This window comes from Lactobacillus sp. M0396 (genome assembly GCF_016101625.1).
Classification (GTDB): Bacteria; Bacillota; Bacilli; order Lactobacillales; family Lactobacillaceae; genus Lactobacillus; species Lactobacillus huangpiensis.
Map to the genome: position 1 here is coordinate 55,099 of NZ_JACFQE010000004.1, position 16,926 is coordinate 72,024.

14 protein-coding genes and 1 tRNA gene are annotated in these 16,926 nt (G+C 35.3%); 13 read left to right on the plus strand and 2 right to left on the minus strand.

Annotated elements, in window-relative coordinates:
• Positions 1 to 125 precede the first annotated feature (125 nt).
• Entirely contained in the window at positions 126 to 884 is a 759-nt protein-coding gene (locus H3T43_RS05980; protein WP_034977200.1) for a GntR family transcriptional regulator, read from the plus strand.
• A 66-nt stretch (positions 885 to 950) separates the two neighbouring features.
• Here the strand turns inward: H3T43_RS05980 and H3T43_RS05985 are convergent, their stop codons facing one another.
• Together H3T43_RS05985 and H3T43_RS05990 are read right to left on the minus strand one after the other, a co-directional pair.
• On the minus strand, positions 951 to 1,535 hold the full coding sequence (locus tag H3T43_RS05985) for a TetR/AcrR family transcriptional regulator (protein ID WP_198213263.1): 585 nt from the start codon (positions 1,533 to 1,535) through the stop codon (positions 951 to 953).
• Between the two features lie 318 nt (positions 1,536 to 1,853).
• Positions 1,854 to 2,594, minus strand: a complete 741-nt coding sequence (locus H3T43_RS05990) for a CPBP family intramembrane glutamic endopeptidase (RefSeq protein ID WP_198213264.1) — start codon at positions 2,592 to 2,594, stop codon at positions 1,854 to 1,856.
• Positions 2,595 to 2,883: 289 nt separating this feature from the next.
• On the opposite strand from H3T43_RS05990, the gene H3T43_RS05995 reads away from it, so the two are divergent.
• The 12 genes from H3T43_RS05995 to H3T43_RS06050 all read left to right on the plus strand — a co-directional run bounded on the left by H3T43_RS05995 (position 2,884) and on the right by H3T43_RS06050 (position 16,922).
• A complete protein-coding gene (locus H3T43_RS05995; RefSeq protein WP_198213265.1) occupies positions 2,884 to 3,732 on the plus strand; it encodes an aldo/keto reductase in 849 nt (282 codons plus the stop codon).
• Positions 3,733 to 4,042: 310 nt separating this feature from the next.
• The gene (locus H3T43_RS06000) at positions 4,043 to 5,185 is read left to right on the plus strand and encodes a CDP-glycerol glycerophosphotransferase family protein (protein WP_198213266.1); all 1,143 of its coding nucleotides are present in this window, start codon (positions 4,043 to 4,045) and stop codon (positions 5,183 to 5,185) included.
• 3 nt (positions 5,186 to 5,188) lie between these two features.
• Positions 5,189 to 6,619, plus strand: a complete 1,431-nt coding sequence (locus H3T43_RS06005; RefSeq protein WP_034977212.1) for an oligosaccharide flippase family protein — start codon at positions 5,189 to 5,191, stop codon at positions 6,617 to 6,619.
• Between the two features lie 3 nt (positions 6,620 to 6,622).
• On the plus strand, positions 6,623 to 7,321 hold the full coding sequence (locus tag H3T43_RS06010; RefSeq protein WP_198213267.1) for a glycosyltransferase family 32 protein: 699 nt from the start codon (positions 6,623 to 6,625) through the stop codon (positions 7,319 to 7,321).
• Position 7,322: 1 nt separating this feature from the next.
• A complete protein-coding gene (locus H3T43_RS06015; RefSeq protein WP_198213409.1) occupies positions 7,323 to 7,787 on the plus strand; it encodes a SprT family protein in 465 nt (154 codons plus the stop codon).
• Between the two features lie 107 nt (positions 7,788 to 7,894).
• Positions 7,895 to 8,575: a MarR family winged helix-turn-helix transcriptional regulator gene (locus H3T43_RS06020; protein ID WP_198213268.1), complete on the plus strand. Its 681-nt coding sequence runs from the start codon at positions 7,895 to 7,897 to the stop codon at positions 8,573 to 8,575.
• A gap of 80 nt (positions 8,576 to 8,655) precedes the next feature.
• On the plus strand, positions 8,656 to 10,407 hold the full coding sequence (locus tag H3T43_RS06025) for an ABC transporter ATP-binding protein (protein ID WP_198213269.1): 1,752 nt from the start codon (positions 8,656 to 8,658) through the stop codon (positions 10,405 to 10,407).
• A 72-nt stretch (positions 10,408 to 10,479) separates the two neighbouring features.
• Positions 10,480 to 10,565, plus strand: a tRNA-Leu gene (locus tag H3T43_RS06030).
• A gap of 164 nt (positions 10,566 to 10,729) precedes the next feature.
• A complete protein-coding gene (locus tag H3T43_RS06035; RefSeq protein WP_198213270.1) occupies positions 10,730 to 11,377 on the plus strand; it encodes a glycoside hydrolase family 73 protein in 648 nt (215 codons plus the stop codon).
• An 80-nt stretch (positions 11,378 to 11,457) separates the two neighbouring features.
• A complete protein-coding gene (gene pcrA / locus H3T43_RS06040; RefSeq protein ID WP_198213272.1) occupies positions 11,458 to 13,710 on the plus strand; it encodes a DNA helicase PcrA in 2,253 nt (750 codons plus the stop codon).
• 46 nt (positions 13,711 to 13,756) lie between these two features.
• Entirely contained in the window at positions 13,757 to 15,769 is a 2,013-nt protein-coding gene (gene ligA, locus H3T43_RS06045) for an NAD-dependent DNA ligase LigA (RefSeq protein ID WP_034977226.1), read from the plus strand.
• 13 nt (positions 15,770 to 15,782) lie between these two features.
• Entirely contained in the window at positions 15,783 to 16,922 is a 1,140-nt protein-coding gene (locus tag H3T43_RS06050; RefSeq protein WP_198213411.1) for a CamS family sex pheromone protein, read from the plus strand.
• Positions 16,923 to 16,926 lie beyond the last annotated feature (4 nt).

Genomic DNA, 16,926 nt, shown 5'->3' on the forward strand with positions numbered 1-16,926 from the left:
TTTTAGTTAGTATAATCTACCAAACTTTTCATACAGTTATAATTTTAAATGACTGTTATACTAATCTTTGAGTTTGTTATTTTTATTTTAATTTAGTAATATTGAATAGTTAAGGAAGTGTGATAATGAATTCTGTCAAAACAATAGCTGGCGTACCACTTTACAAAAAAATCTACTTAGATATCAAACAAAAGATTCAGCAAAACATTTTGAAAACTGATGAAAAATTACCGAGTGAACAATATTTGTGTCAAAAATATCAGGTTAGCAGAATAACAGTGCGTAAAGCTCTGAAATTATTGACTGATGAAGGACTAGTAGTTACCATCCAAGGAAAAGGCTCCTATGTCAATGTCAAAAAGCTGAGGGGAAGACTGGAACAAATTGAAGGCTTCTCAGAATTTTCTGAGTCTCGCTCTAAAACAAATAAAAAGATTATTTTAAAAAGAGAAATATTACAAAATTCTCAAATTGCTAGGATTTTGCAACTGTCTGAGCCAGCAGATTTAGTTTATATTAAAAGAATTTCTCAAACAGGAAATGAGCCTATGGCAATTGATGAAGCCTGGCTATCAGCTGAACGCTTTCCAGATTTGCTTACAAATATTCAGGAAGATACCTCACTATACCAATACCTAGCAGATAAGTACCATGAAACTTTAGCAAGTTCATATCGCGAAATCAGCACTATCTTACCCAGTAGTGAACAAGCTAGATTATTGGCATTAACTAATGTAGTGCCACTTTTTGATGTAAACAAGACTGTTTATAATCAGTTTGATCAACCGCTAGAATTTTCTCATTATGTGGTAAGAGGAGATAAAATGGTTTATACTATCGACTCCAAAAATGACAGCAATATTTATCTTAACCACAAAAAGTAATTGTATTTAAAAAACTTTCCAATATTTAAAAACGATCAGTTGAAATGAATTCACCTGGTCGTTTTATTATTTTTTAGGCTTTAAATGTTGAGAGTAGGCACGAATATTATTTTGTACAAAAGCATGTGGCTGAGTTTGAAAAACACAATTAGGAAAGGAATGCTGCATAATAGCTTGACCTAAATTGAGTAGGACTAAATTATCAATTTCAACATTTTTATCAATATCTTGAGCAATTTCTCCTGTTTTTTGCATTTGTTCAAACTTTTCAGCTAAAATTTTCCTGATTAAATCGAGAAGATTTTTAATCACTGTTTGCAGTTCTGGCAAATTTTGAGATTCGCGAATACCAGTTAAAAACAAAGCTAGATGTTGCTTTATAAAATTTTGGTATATAATGGAAAAATTCATAATATCCTTATCTAAATCGCCAACTAACTGATAATTTTTATTAATCATTTGAATATCATCATGATACTTGGATATCAGTTGCTGCAAAATACCACGTTTGTCTTTAAAATGTCTGAACAAGGTGCTTTCATTAACTTGAGCGACTTGAGCAATTTTTTTAGTAGTGGTTCTTTGATAACCATTGTGAATTAATAATTGTGAGAAAGCTGTTAATATTCTCTGTTCAACATTACCGCTCATTTTGGCCACTCACCTTAACTCAACTCTTTAAATTTCAATAATGGCTGTTTGTGTCTAATTGTAACAATTATCACATTAAGTAACAAGACAAGTAATAGTAAAATTCCAACAATTTGTTAATGTTCTTATAATTTGCTACCATAAATCAATTTAAAATGATTGTATATTTCAAAGTGAGATATTGAACTGTCATAAAGAAACATTAAGCACTGCAGATAAAATATCCCTGTTTCTAAAGTGACTTGATCATTGCTAAAATAAAAATCATAACTAGAAAAAATTCCAGTTATGATTCAAAAATTATTTAAGTGAGTTTGCTTATTTTGTTGCTAGTAATAAAATTAAAAAGGCTAATGTATCAAATAAAAAGTGGACCAAAAAGCTGACCCAGATATTATGGGTTTTGATGAAAGCCCAGTTTAAAACTAGACGTGTAAATGCCAATCCTAATATGACATAACCCAGATTGTAGTCATAAGTTGATAAGTGCAGTAGTGCAAATATTAAAGCCGAAACAATATTACCCCAAAATAGTGGGTGCGCTAAATTAATAGAGTCAGCTAACTGGGTAACAGCTAATAAAGGCATGATTGCTAAAAATTCTTCGCCCAATATTTGGATAGCGCTGCTTATACGTTGATAGAGAAAAATTGGCCAAACATGTGGTGTCTTCATAGTCAATCCTGCAGCTGCATTGCCAGAAACAGAACCAAATAATTTTTGAGAAATTGTTCCTGATAACACAGATATGAAATAGGCAAAGACAAAGAAAACAAGAATCCAAAGCCATTCTTTAGCATGTGGCAGGTGAAATAATTGGTGCCATCTTTTACCAGTAGCAATTTGTATACCGATTATTTGAATTACTAAAAAAATGGTTACAATTAATAGCTGAAAACAAGCAGCTGCTAAAGAGGGATGATTTTCATCAAAGACTAAATAGTCTGGAACTTGTATACCAGGCATTATCAAACAGCAGTATGCAATTATGTTCGATAATAATATTAATAACCATTTTTTACCAGATAAATGAAATGAATTTGTTAAATTATTTGTCATTGAAATTCACCTTTTTATTTTTGATTTTATATTGCCAATCATAAAAATACAATCCCCAAGCTTGTGAAAAGCAAAACATGATATTTTTGTATAACTACTCTATGAGATTTTGATACCTTAACTTAAAGGTGAATTTAGACAAATATAGACTAGTGGAACATGTGTTACAATTAATTATATCGAGATTGGAAAATCCATAAGTGGATGCTATTAAAATTTTGTTTATTTTAGCTTATATAATTATATATATATGCACAATAGTTTAGGTAGAATCATAAGGAGGTTGCTTATGAAAAATGTTACTATCAATAATCAAGTTCTGCCAGCTTTAGGTATTGGTACTTGGGAAATGGGGGATGATCCAGAAGTCAGAGAAGAAGAAATAACAGCTATTCGTTCAGGACTTGATGCTGGCTTAACAGTGATTGACACGGCCGAGATGTATGGCAATGGTCATTCGGAAGAACTAGTTGGTGAGGCGATAAAGCCTTATCAAAGATCACAAATTTTTTTAATATCTAAAGTATTGCCTCAAAATGCTTCTGCACCCAAAATGCGACTAAGCTTGGAAGCTAGTCTTAAAAGACTAAAAACTGATTATTTAGATTTGTATCTATATCATTGGCGCGGAATGGTGCCTTTGGCGGAGACCGTTTCGGAATTGCAGTCTTTGCAAGATGAAGGACTAATTCGGTCTTGGGGCGTATCAAACTTCGATATCGATGATATGCAAGAACTCTGGCAATTGCCGGATGGTCAAAACTGCGTTGCTAATGAGGACTTATATAACTTAGAAACCAGAGGAATTGAATATAGTCTGTTGCCTTGGCAAAGGAAACATAATATTCCGTTGATTGCCTATAGTCCACTAGGTCGAGGGCCAAAAATGGGCAGTACAATGACCAAAAATGAGGCAGTCATACAGGTGGCCGAAAAACACAAGGCAAGTCCTTATCAAATTTTACTTGCTTGGGTAATGCAACAGCCAGATGTTTTAGCGATACCAAAAAGTAGCAGTTCAAAGCACTTATTATCTAACCTTAAGGCTTTAGATATTGAGTTAACAACTGAAGACTTAAATATTTTGGAACAAGCTTATCCGAAGCCAGATCATAAAGAGCCTCTGGCAATATATTAAAAAACAATGCTTGTGTATTAAGCCCCAATATGTCAACTTTTATACAGTCCGCCAAAGGTAAAAAATATTGATATATTACTAAAACTTTCTTTAATACTGTATTTTTGCTTCTTTTTTAAAGTCCATAGAAAATTCTATTTTAATTGTGGATTCTTTATATGAGCAAATGCAAATTATTGAAAAACAACAACTAAAAAAGTTATTTACAAACCATAATCATTAAAAAACTAAAAAATAAAGTAAAAAAGCTTGAGTTCTCTCAGGCTTTTTCTGTACCCTTATACTAGGTAAGAAATTGGGAAGTTGAATAATGAAGAGTTTTTTGTTTCGTTTATATTTGGTGGCAATGAAATTAATTGCTCGTTTCACACCAGTGCAAGATAATAAAGTGGTTATACTTAATGGCGCTGGTAGATCGGGTTCAAATGGTTATTTATTTGGCAAATATTTGAAGAAAAATCATCCTGAATATGAAGTTATTACCGTTGAACCATGGCCGTCTTCACATTTATCTTTAAAAACCTGGCGACAAATTGGTGCAGCAAAGTTTGTGTTAACGACACACCAACCATTTAAAGTTCATGCTAGTCAAATCAATATTCAATTCTGGCATGGTATTCCACTCAAGCGCATGGGATTTATGGCTAATAATACTAGTCTCAAAACTGATCAGCGTAATGCTAATTTATGGCAAAAAAATGCTGACGTTGTTTGCTCAAGCAGTGATTTATACGAAAGTCTAATGAGTGCTTGTTGCGCGATTGAAACTAACAAATATCGAAAAACTGGGTTTCCTCGTCTTGATGCCTTGAAAAATCCTGCTATTAGTAAAAAGAAATTATTAACTGACTTATTCAAAGCTGAGGATAATGATGCTCAAATTGGAATATACATGCCAACTTTTCGTTATGAAATGGATGATCGACAAATTATGACGCAAGTTGAACAGGGTAATTTCTTTGCATTGCCTGATTTTGATGCTGTGAAGCTGAATAATTCTTTAAAAAAGAACCATCAGTTTTTAATAGTAAAGTTGCATCCCTATGAAATGAACCTGTTTAAACACCTGCGGAGCAGCTTTTCAAATATTGCCTTTCTCAATAACGACTATTTGTATCAACTTAATATTGATTTATATGAAATTTTAGGTAATACAGACTTTTTAATTACTGATTATTCTTCGATTTATTTTGATTATTTAAACATTGACAAACCAATCATATTTATTACCAATTATTTGAGGCAATACGAAAAAAAGCGAGGACTTTTAATGAGTCCTTATGAAGAAATTGTGCCTGGACTATGTGTGAAAACGCAGCAGGAGCTGATTAAGGCACTTGTAATGCCTGATCAATTCAGTCAAAAGCGGCACTACTGGCTAAATTTAACTAATGAGGTGCAGGCTGATTCAAATTGTGAAAATGTATTTAAGTTGTTAAAAAATAGAGGGTAAATTGTGAAAAGAACATTTTTAAACATTCTATATAATGCGGTTTACCAAATATTTTTGGTATTAGTACCGTTAATAACCGTGCCTTACCTTTCCAGAATTTTGGGTCCTAAAACATATGGTATTTATAGTAATGTGAATAATATTGTTCAGTTCTTAATGATATTCTGTACACTGTCTGTGTCATATATTGGTATGAGAACAATTTCGCAGATTAGATCTTTCGGTAGTGAACAGGATTTAACCAAAGCTTTTTGGGGGTTGTGGTACTTTCAGGCTATTGCTGGTTTTGTGACAATTGCGTTAGTAATTGCTGTAACCAGTTTTTTCCATATTAAGTACGGTCAATATTTGTTATTAATGGTGCCTTATCTTATTTCAGCACAAGTAGATATTTCCTGGTTCTTTCAGGGACTGGCTGATTTTGGCCGAGTGGTTTTAAAAAATACTGCCGTTAAACTAGTATCTGTTATCTTGATTTTATTATGGGTTAAAAGTCCCGGTGATCTTTGGAAGTATATGTTGATTATGTCGGTTTCTACTATGTTGGGATCATTTGTCTTTTGGTTTGATATACACCGTTATGTAGGTGGGCCTGTCAAACACTTTTATCAATACCGTGCGACTGTTAAAGCAATCATCACTCTCTTGATTCCGCAAATTGCAACACAGATTTACACTTCGCTTGACAAGCCTATTTTAGGACTTTTTCAGAATTCCACTCAGGTTGCTTTTTATGACAATTCACAAAGAATTTCCAATATGGTTTTGGGAATTGTAACTAGTATTTCCTTAGTAATTATGCCTAAAATGGCGGGTGAAGGAAAAAAAGAACAACGGGTTATTTTAAAAAAATCTTTGGAAGCGACAGTGATGCTGGGAACACTATTTGCAGTTATTATTATGGCTAATACTAAAGAATTTGTGCCTTTCTTTTTTGGGCATAAATTTATCCCAATGACGCCTTTGATGTTCTTCTTCACTTTGACCATCATAATGATTCCAACAGGTGGAGTTTTTGCTAACCAATTTGCACTTGCAAACCACCGAGACCGAGATTATGCCATTCCCGTTATAGTGGGAGCCATTTTAGAAGTAGTATTAAGCTATTTCTTGGATCAGTTTTATGGTGCAACGGGAGCAATGATTGCAATTTTAATTACCGAGTTTATAGTTTTGCTTTTACGACTATGGATTGTTCGGGATGGTTATGATTTTAAATATTCTTTTCGCGAAATTCCTAAATATTTTATAATTGCAATTATTGTTTTGACAGCGGGGATGCTTTTGCCACAAATGTTTTCATCAGCATTTCTTAACATGCTAGTCAAATCAATCATTATGTTTGTTTTGTATATCGCTTTAATGTTCTTGTTGAAACTAGACTTTAATCAAGACATAATTTTGCTATTGAAGAAATTTTTTACCAGAGGTTAAATTATGATTCCCAAAATAATTCACTATGTATGGGTGGGGGGCAACCCTAAGCCTAAAAATATTCAGCATTGCATGAAAACTTGGACAAAGCATTTGCAAGACTACCAAATAATTGAATGGAACGAGGACAATTTCAATATCCACGAAAATAAATATGTCGAGCAGGCTTATAAAGCTAAAAAATGGGCATTTGTTTCCGATTATATTCGGGCTAAAGCAGTTTATGAAATGGGCGGCATTTATATGGATACTGACGTTTTAGTCTTGGACAATTTGCATGATTTATTAGGTAATAGAGCTTTTGTCGGTTTTGAAAATAAGGAAAATCCCTTTACAGCAGTATTTGGCGCCGAAAAAGGCCATCCATTAATTAAGGACATGCTTTCTTATTATGATGACCGTGATTTTACATTTGATAAGCAGGACCAATTGGCGGGAGTCAATACTGTATCGGTGTCTGACATTTTAAAAAATAAGTATAATGCTCAGCCCAATAACAAAGAACAGCAATTGCAGGAAGGCATACATGTTTATCCTGATGGCGTTCTTTGTAATCCGTCAGCAAAATCAAAGACAATCCATGTATTTACCGGTACGTGGATGGAAGGTGCTAAGCCATTAAAAAGAAAATTAGTTACAGCTCTTAAAGTCAGAATTAAAACAAAAAAAGAGGCTGCACTTTATGCCAGATTTTTCAGGTAACATGACGGAAGAAGAGTTGCAAAAATTGGTGGAAAGTATTTCTTGCCAATTTTTTGGCAGGCAGTTTAAACACCAAGTAAAAATTAATAAGCGGATGACAACTACTGGTGGTCGGTATCACTTAGACGATCATCATATTGAAGTTAATGCGCATTTTTTAGCTCCACAGTATCGTCAAGAATTGATTGGCATTATTAAACATGAATTAACACATTATCATTTGCACTTAACTCATAAAGGATATCGCCACAAGGATCAAGATTTCAATATTTTGCTTGATAAAGTAGGTGGTTCGCGATATGCCCCAGACATAGGTCTCAAACGCAAAAGAAAAGCAAAATATTTGTATGTTTGCACTATATGTGGCCAACAGTTTGTGCGGGTTCGACGCATTAATTTACGTCGCTATGGCTGTGGTAAATGCGGCGGTAGGTTAAAATTAGTCAGTTATAAAGAAGTTAAATAAAAGCTAATTAACATATTTTGTTTGACAAATTGTTAGGTGCCAAACTATAATTTAATTGTAAATTATATTAGGTACCTAACTTTTTATTACATAAAAGGAGCTTAGTTATGAGTCAAGCAAGTGATCAATTAATGAAACAACTGCATTTTATTTTGCGGGCTAGTCGTTATTATATGTTTCAAAACAAAGAACCGATATCTGGACAAAAACGGGTATTGGCAGTTTTAAAACTTGAAGACGGTTTAACCCAAAATTATTTAGCTGAAATTTTGGCTTTGAAACCTGGTTCTTTAGCTGAATTAATGAAAAAAATGGAACTAAAAGGTGATATCTCACGTGAAGTTGATGAGCAGGACAAACGAGTTAAACGTGTTTATTTAACAGCAGCTGGGAAAGAAAAGGCTGCCAAGCTGGCTGAATTAAAAGACAAGCAAGATACCGAGCCTTTCTTTGCCGGTTTGACTGCGGAAGAGCAGGAGCAATTTGGTCAATATCTGCAAAAAATTGCTGCTGGCTGGGATGAGGATTTTAAGGAAAAAGCCACTGACTTTGTTGATCCTGCCTACCGCATGGAAAGGATTAAAAAATGGCGTAAATATGCTGAAGACCATGACTTCTCTAGGTCTGATATGCGAGACATGTGCCGCCACATGTATAGGAAGCATCACTGCAATCATGACTTTGAACCACGTGACTTTACCAAAAATTGTTACAATTATGATAAAATGCACAAATATGATCGGGACTTTTGGCGTAAATTCTGGCATAATGAAAATGAAGAATTATAATTAGCAAGATAAGATAAAGAGTTTTTCAATTATTGAAAAACTTTTTTATTTAGTCTAACTAAGGAAAGCCGGTATCTTTTATGGCATTCAAGTCACTTAAAGATAAAACACAAAGTGTTAAATTCAGTGATTTTTTAAACTTGTTAAAAAGTTTGAATGTTAAAAAATCGTTATTTGCAATAGGGCTGTTTCTCAGTCTGATCACAAGTGTAGCAAATTTAGTATTGCCACTATTGACAAGAGAATTAGTGGATACGAGCAAGTGGGATAATTTTAATTACTCGAGCTTAATTATTATTATCGTTGTTTTTGTCCTACAATTAATTTTAGGAACAGTTGGGGGATTTGTTCTGCGCTATTTTGGTGAAAGCGTAGTTAAGAGCCTTCGTGAACGCTTATGGGGACATCTTTTAAAGTTACCTGTTACGTATTTTGATGTTACCAAAGTAGGTGAAAGCAGTTCTCGCTTGGTTAATGATACGGGAATTATTAAAGATTTGCTGGCTTCTCAATTTCCTAACTTTATTACTGGCGCAATACAACTCTTTTTCTCATTAATCATTTTATTTGTGATGGATTGGCAAATGGCTACCTTAATGTTTACTGTAATTCCTATTGTGGTAGTAATTTTATTGCCAATTGGTCGCATTATGGTGAGACTTGGTCGTAAATTGCAGTCAGAAACAGCTAAATTTAACGGTGATGTCAGTGAAAAATTGTCTGAAGTACGTTTAATTAAATCCAGTAATGGCGAAAAGTATGAACAAGAATCGGGTAACCACAGAATCAAGAAGATTTTTACTATTGGCGTACTAGATGCTCGTGTTGAAGCTATTTTGCAGCCGATTATCATGACTTTAATGATGGCGGCTTTTGCAGGCATTCTGGCATTTGGTATTATTCGCGTAGGTCAGGGTTCTTTGACCAGTGGTTCTCTTGTAGCATTCTTACTATATCTGTTTAACGTGATTGCACCAGTTGCTAATTTTGCAACTTTCTTTTCACAGATACAAAAAGCCTTGGGTTCAACTGAACGCATACAAGCAATTTTACAAATTGAACCTGAAAAGAATTTAAGTCATCATACTTTTGATTTGAGTAATAAAACGTTGACGGCACAAAACGTTAGTTTTAGTTATGTTAAAAACGAACCCGTTTTACAATCTATTTCATTTGTTTCAAAACCCAACTCTGTAATTGCCTTTGTGGGACCTAGTGGTGGTGGCAAATCTACCATTTTTGCCTTATTAGAACGCTTTTATCAGCCTGAAAGTGGCAAATTCACTATTGGGGATGAAAATATTCAGGATATTGACCTGGCAAACTGGCGCTCCCAAATAGGCTATGTTTCTCAGAACAGTGCTATTTTTTCCGGAACGATCCGGCAAAATTTGGTTTACGGTTTGACCAGAGATATGACAGACGATGATCTTTGGCATGGACTTGCATTGGCGTACGCCGATCAATTTGTGCGTGAATTTCCTGATAAAATGGAAACTGAAATTGGTGAACGTGGAATTAAACTATCTGGTGGTCAGAAACAACGTTTAGCTATTGCCAGAGCCTTTTTGCGTAATCCTAAAATCTTAATGTTGGATGAAGCAACGGCAAGTCTGGACTCAGAATCTGAGGGGAAGGTGCAACAAGCTCTTGATAAACTAATGGTCAATAGAACCACATTGGTTATCGCACACCGCTTGGCTACGATAGTTAATGCTGATCAAATTTATTTTGTAGAGAACGGTAAAATTACAGGTCATGGTACTCACCACGAATTAATGCAAAATCACAGTTTGTATGCCAAGTATGTAAATGAGCAAATGGTCGATTAAACCTTTTTAGACAAAATGAGTAAGAAAAGTCTTGTGTTAAATTTAATTTTGGGTTATAGTATTGAATGTGCTGCGGGCATGGCGGAATGGCAGACGCGCAAGACTAAGGATCTTGTGATCGCTTTTAGATCGTGGAAGTTCGAGTCTTCTTGCCCGCATTTTTTAATGGAGCTTTGGCTCCATTTTTTTGTATACTTAATTATAAATGAGCAAAATTGTTATGTTAGCTTACTACTTTTATTTTAAAAATTAATTACATTGCATAATTTATACTCAAGAGAGGTTATACTTAAGAAGAGATTTTTAAAGCAAGGGAAAACAAATGGCGAGAAAACGAAAAAGCAAAAAATTATCTAATACAGCGATCATCATTCGAACATTTATAATTCTATTTTTATTGATTATTGCTTTTGCAACTTTTCGTTATTATCGCAGACAGGCAATTCAATCAGAGCAGATTAGACAGGAGCAGCTTGCTCGAGAACAGGCAAGGCAGAAGATCATCAGGCAACATAAAGCTTTTATAAGAGAAATAGGTCCCATAGCTAAAGAAGTAGATAAATCCTTCGATCTCTTGCCAAGCATCACGATTGCTCAGGCCTGCCTTGAAAGTGATTATGGCAAAAGCGACCTTTCACAAAAATACAATAACCTATTTGGCGTCAAGGGAAATAATCCTAATACTTCGGCAGTACTAAAAACCAAAGAGTTTGAAAAAGGCAAATGGGTAGTTGTTAAAGCTCGTTTTCAAATCTATGATTCTTATGAAGCTTCTATAAGGGCTCATGCTAGGCTATTCCAGAAGGGGACAACTTGGGATGCAAAACAATATCGTCACGTTCTGGCTGCTAAGAATTATCAAACTCAGGCTCATGCTTTAGTTAAAGACGGTTACGCAACAGACCCCAATTATGCCGACAAATTAATTAAGTTAATCGAAGAATACGATCTTGCACGTTTTGATAAATAGAATGCAATCAACTCAAAATATGGTCATGATTTTTGGTACAATAGAATAGTTAAAAAATTTTTGGGGTGAAAGAATTCAAAATGAGCGCAGAATCAATTTTAGCGGGTTTAAATCCACAGCAAAAAAAGGCAGTGCAGATTACTGAAGGACCATTATTAGTTGTTGCAGGAGCAGGTTCAGGGAAAACTTCCGTTTTAACCAGAAGAATTGCTTACCTTGTTGCTGAAAAAGGAATTGCCCCGTGGAATATTTTGGCTATCACTTTTACCAATAAGGCTGCCACTGAAATGAGAGAGCGTGAGCATAAATTATTGGGACAACAGGCTGACAGTATCTGGATGTCTACTTTTCACGCTCTTTGTGTGCGAATATTAAGGCGAGATGCAGAAAAAATTGGTTATACCAGTAATTTTTCAATTGCTGATTCGGCGGAACAGCTTACTTTGATTAAGCATATTCAAAAAGAACAAAATATTAATCCTAAAATGTACGAACCACGCAGGATTTTATCTGCTATTTCTAATGGCAAAAACGATTTACTTACTCCAGATGCATATTCTGCCAGCGCTTCTTCACCTTTTGAAAAAGTAACTGCCCAAGTTTATCAGGAATATCAAAAACGCTTAAAGAATGATCAAATTATGGATTTTGATGATTTGATCATGCAGACCTTAGTTCTGTTTAAAACTGATCCTACTGTTTTGCATTATTATCAAAATAAGTTTCGCTATTTGCTAGTTGATGAATACCAGGATACCAACCAGGCACAATATGAACTGTGTCATGCATTAGCTGCACAATATAAAAATATTTGCGTTGTGGGAGACGCGGATCAGTCTATCTATGGCTGGCGCGGTGCTAATATGGAAAATATCATGAATTTTGAAAAAGATTATCATGATGCAGGTGTTCAAACCGTTAAACTGGAGCAAAATTACCGTTCAACTGGTCATATTTTGGCAGCTGCTAATGCAGTAATTACGAATAATAGCAACCGTAAGGCTAAAAAATTATGGACTGACCAAGGTGAAGGAGCAAAAGTAACTTATTATCGTGCCCAAAGTGGCGATGATGAAGCTCACTTTATTATTTCTAAAATTCAAGAAGAGGTAAAAGAAAAAAGACGCTCTTACCATGATTTTGCGGTATTATATCGTACTAATGCCCAGTCTCGAACGGTCGAAGAATCATTCGTAAAGTCAAACGTGCCTTACCAAATAGTCGGTGGTCATAAGTTCTATGACAGAAAAGAAATCATGGATGTTATGGCTTATCTGAAATTGGTTGCTAATCCGAGCGATTCAATGAGTTTTAACCGCATTATTAACACCCCTAAACGTGGTATGGGACCAGTTAGTGTCAGACGTTTTCTAGATTTTGCCCGTGAAAATAATTTGTCGATTCTAGGAGCTTTTGATCACCTTAATATGTCGGGCGTTACTGCTCGGGCAGCGGCCAAACTGAGTGATTTTGGCGCTAAACTACGCGATGCGATTAATTTTGCCAGAGATCATAGCGTTACCGGGCTAACAGAAAAAATACTGCAGGATTTTGGCTATACAGCTGCTCTTAAGGCAGAACACACAATTGAAGCTGAAACCAGACTAGAAAACTTGGATGAATTTTTGTCTGTTACGAAACGTTTTGATGATGAATATGAAGAAAATGATGACAGTGATGAGACCAAAAATGCTCTTAGTGACTTTTTAGCGGAAGTTTCTCTTTTAAGTGACCAAGATGATTTAGCTAATAATGATGATCAGGTGGCATTAATGACTTTACACGCTGCCAAAGGACTGGAATTTCCTGTAGTCTTTTTAGTGGGGATGGAAGATGGACTTTTTCCTTTATCACGTTCATTAATGGAAGACGACCAGTTAGAAGAAGAACGTAGATTGGCATATGTTGGAATTACCAGAGCTAAGCGCGAACTATTCTTAACTAATGCATATTCGCGTATGATGTATGGTCGAATGCAGAATAATCCGCCATCCAGATTTTTGGAAGAAATTGATCAAGATGATCTGGATATTGAAAATTCAGTTCCAATTACTTTCTCAAATGACAATTACCAGACACAAACTGCTCCCTTTGCTAATAGCGATGAACGAGCCCATGCACAGGTTTACACTCCTAAAATCAAACCCGCTGGTGCAGTTGGAGCTGAGAAAAAGGGATGGAATGTTGGTGATCAAGTAGAACATAAGTCTTGGGGAAGAGGCGTTGTAACTAAGGTTAATGGTAAAGGCGAAGACATGGAGCTAGATATTGCATTCAGTGGCAAAGGAATTAAGCGGCTTCTAGCAGCATTTGCACCAATTAAAAAGGTATAATTAAATTAGAAGTAAAAAATACTATTTTTTAATCAGGAGGAAGAAAATGGCAGATTTAACTCTTGATGAGGCCAGAAAAGAAGTTTCTGCGCTAAGAGATAAGCTAGATGAATGGGCAAATGCATATTATACAAAAGACACACCTGAAGTTGAAGATAATGTGTATGATAAAAACTATAATCGTTTAGTTGAACTTGAACAGGAATTTCCGCAGCTGGTGTCGCAAGATTCAATTACCCAAAAGGTTGGGGGCCAGATTGACAATCAGTTTGCTAAGGTTAATCACGAAATTCCGATGTTATCAATGGGTGATGTCTTTTCAAAAGAAGAATTACAAGAATTTGATGACAGAGTACAAAAACAGATTGGTCATGAGGTTGCTTATAACGTCGAATTAAAAATTGACGGTTTATCAATTGCACTTGAATATACTAACGGTAAATTAACTAGAGCTTCCACTAGAGGTAACGGTCAAGTAGGTGAAGACGTTACACCTAATGCTCGCTATATTGCAGATATTCCCCAAACTTTACCTGAAAAATTGACAACGGAAGTACGGGGCGAATGTTATATGGGCAAAGAGCCTTTTGCAAAGCTTAATGCAGAACGTGATGAAAAGGGAGAAACAACTTTTGCCAATCCGCGTAACGCTGCAGCTGGGTCTTTGAGGCAACTGGATGCCAGTATTACCAAGCACCGTCATTTAAGTACGTTTATTTATACTTGGGTTAATCCACCAGCAGAAATTACCAGTCAACACCAGGCTATTGAAAAAATGACTCAGCTTGGTTTTCATACCAACCAAACTGGGCGCAGAATTGCTAAAATGTCTGACATTTTTGCTTTTATTGATGAATTTACTGCAAAAAGAAATTCACTTGATTATGGCATTGATGGTATTGTCTTAAAAGTTGACGATCTGGATTTACAACAAGAACTGGGAAACACGGTTAAAGTGCCTCGCTGGGAAATAGCTTATAAGTTCCCACCAGAAGAGCAAGAAACTGTGGTTCATGAAATCAAATGGACCGTTGGTCGTACTGGTGTCGTAACGCCGACTGCTATCATGGATCCTGTGCAACTTGCTGGTACCACAGTTTCACATGCAGTTTTGCATAACGCCGATTTGTTGCAACAAAAAGATGTGCGTATTGGTGATACCGTTATGCTACATAAAGCGGGTGACATTATTCCTGAAATTTCAGAAGTGGTGCTAGCTAAACGGCCTAAGGATGCCCAGCCGTATCCAATTCCGACAAAGTGCCCATCGTGTGGTGAAAAACTGATTCATCTAAAAGATGAAGTGGCTTTGCGTTGCGTTAATCCGTCTTGTCCCGCTCAAATTGAAGAAGGAATTACTCACTTTGCTTCAAGACCTGCAATGAATATTGATGGTTTAGGACCCAAAATTGTGCGACAGCTAATTAAGAACGATTTGGTACATAATGTGGCTGATTTATATCATTTAAATGCATCTGATTTAGCAAAACTAGATCATTTCAAAGATAAATCCATCAGCAATTTATTAAATGCAATAAATAATTCGAAAAGAAATTCAGTCGAATTATTGTTAACTGGACTGGGTATTGATCATGTTGGTGCTAAAGCTGCACGTTTGATTGCACAAAAGTTTAAAAATATGGCAAAGATTATGGCAGCGGACGTGCAAGATGTGGCTGCAATAGATACAATAGGCATGACAATTGCGGAATCTTTGACTACTTATTTTGCTCAAGATGAAGTCGTAGATTTAGTCAATGAACTTAAAAATAGCGGCCTTAATATGGATTATCTTGGTGCAGGTCCAGAAGAAACTGAGTCTATTCCAGATAATTACTTTAAAGATAAGACTGTTGTTTTAACAGGGACTTTGGCTCACTATACTAGAAGTGAATTTACTAAGAAATTGCAATCTTTAGGTGCAAAAGTAACTAGTTCTGTTTCTGGTAAAACAGACTATGTCATTTATGGTCAGGATGCTGGTTCCAAATACTCCAAGGCTCAGAAACTGGGTGTACCATTATTGACTGAGGAAGAAGCAATTGCTCAAGTTAAATAAAGGACCATTTAAAGTGAAAAAATACTTGCATATATTAGCGCTTTTAGGAATATCATTATGTTTGACGGCTTGTGGAAACTTGAAAAATTCTGACTTGGCGAATAATGCCAAAACATCTTCTAATTCCAATTCTAAAACTTATCAGACTACTGATACTGGTAACAATGGATATACTGTTTTGCTTAAAAACGGACACTATGTAACTAGCCCAATATCTGGTTTAACAGCAACTAATAATGATAATTCTGTGGATACCAGAGAATTAGAACGAGGTTTGGTTCAGATTTCTAAGGGTGTTTATTCAACCAATTCTTATGTTTTTCAAGAAGGTCAGTATATTTCTGCCAACATGGCTAATGAATGGTTAGGGCGCAAGTCAAAGTCAAATCCCAATGGTCTGAATCCTGCAGCTGGAACTAAGAAAAATTATCAGCCGTATTACATAGAAGAAATACTTGAACAAGATTTTTTGACAGGATCCGGTTCGAATTATCATATTGGCGGTATTAGCGTTGGTCTTGCTCTTAATTCTATTGATTACTATCAAAAGAAAAAAGATGGTCCTGAATATCAAGCCCAAATATCGCGTGCAAAGCAAAAGCAATATGGCCAAGCAGCAGCTGAGCAAGTCGTAGCTCGCTTGCGGAAGAAAAAATCGTTAAAGAAAATTCCAATCACTGTTGGTCTTTTTGCAAAAGAAAGCAAGGATTCGTTAGTTGCTGGAACTTACTTTTTGAGTGGGACAGCGGCTGCTAATAGTAGTAAAATAACTAAATGGAAAACTATTAATACTCAATCTGAAGTTTTGCCTACTGTTGGTGGTAAAAAAGCGATCAACAGCAGTGATGCTTCCAGTTTCAATAGTTTTAAAGAATCTATTCAAAATTATTTCCCTAATATCAGTGGTGTAACGGCAACTTTACGATATGAAAATGGTAAATTAGCTCAGGAAAATATTTCAATTACTACCCAGTTTTATGGGTATGAGCAAATTCAAAGTTTTACGAGACTTGTTTTATCAACTGCAAAGAAGTATTTGGCTAATAACGTGCCAATTGAAATTAAAATTGGCTCTGTTAATGACATCCAAGCTTTAGTTGCCAAGGAAACAGGGGATAGTAGTTATCAAGTCCATATTTATGGTGGCGAATAAGGAG

Excerpts from the sequence above, each read along its gene's own strand:
- H3T43_RS05980 (WP_034977200.1), top strand. The coding sequence starts at position 126 with ATGAATTCTGTCAAAACAATAGCTGGCGTACCACTTTACAAAAAAATC.
- H3T43_RS05985 (WP_198213263.1), bottom strand. The coding sequence starts at position 1,535 with ATGAGCGGTAATGTTGAACAGAGAATATTAACAGCTTTCTCACAATTA.
- H3T43_RS05990 (WP_198213264.1), bottom strand. The coding sequence starts at position 2,594 with ATGACAAATAATTTAACAAATTCATTTCATTTATCTGGTAAAAAATGG.
- H3T43_RS05995 (WP_198213265.1), top strand. The coding sequence starts at position 2,884 with ATGAAAAATGTTACTATCAATAATCAAGTTCTGCCAGCTTTAGGTATT.
- H3T43_RS06000 (WP_198213266.1), top strand. The coding sequence starts at position 4,043 with ATGAAGAGTTTTTTGTTTCGTTTATATTTGGTGGCAATGAAATTAATT.
- H3T43_RS06010 (WP_198213267.1), top strand. The coding sequence starts at position 6,623 with ATGATTCCCAAAATAATTCACTATGTATGGGTGGGGGGCAACCCTAAG.
- H3T43_RS06015 (WP_198213409.1), top strand. The coding sequence starts at position 7,323 with ATGACGGAAGAAGAGTTGCAAAAATTGGTGGAAAGTATTTCTTGCCAA.
- H3T43_RS06020 (WP_198213268.1), top strand. The coding sequence starts at position 7,895 with ATGAGTCAAGCAAGTGATCAATTAATGAAACAACTGCATTTTATTTTG.
- H3T43_RS06025 (WP_198213269.1), top strand. The coding sequence starts at position 8,656 with ATGGCATTCAAGTCACTTAAAGATAAAACACAAAGTGTTAAATTCAGT.
- H3T43_RS06035 (WP_198213270.1), top strand. The coding sequence starts at position 10,730 with ATGGCGAGAAAACGAAAAAGCAAAAAATTATCTAATACAGCGATCATC.
- pcrA (WP_198213272.1), top strand. The coding sequence starts at position 11,458 with ATGAGCGCAGAATCAATTTTAGCGGGTTTAAATCCACAGCAAAAAAAG.
- ligA (WP_034977226.1), top strand. The coding sequence starts at position 13,757 with ATGGCAGATTTAACTCTTGATGAGGCCAGAAAAGAAGTTTCTGCGCTA.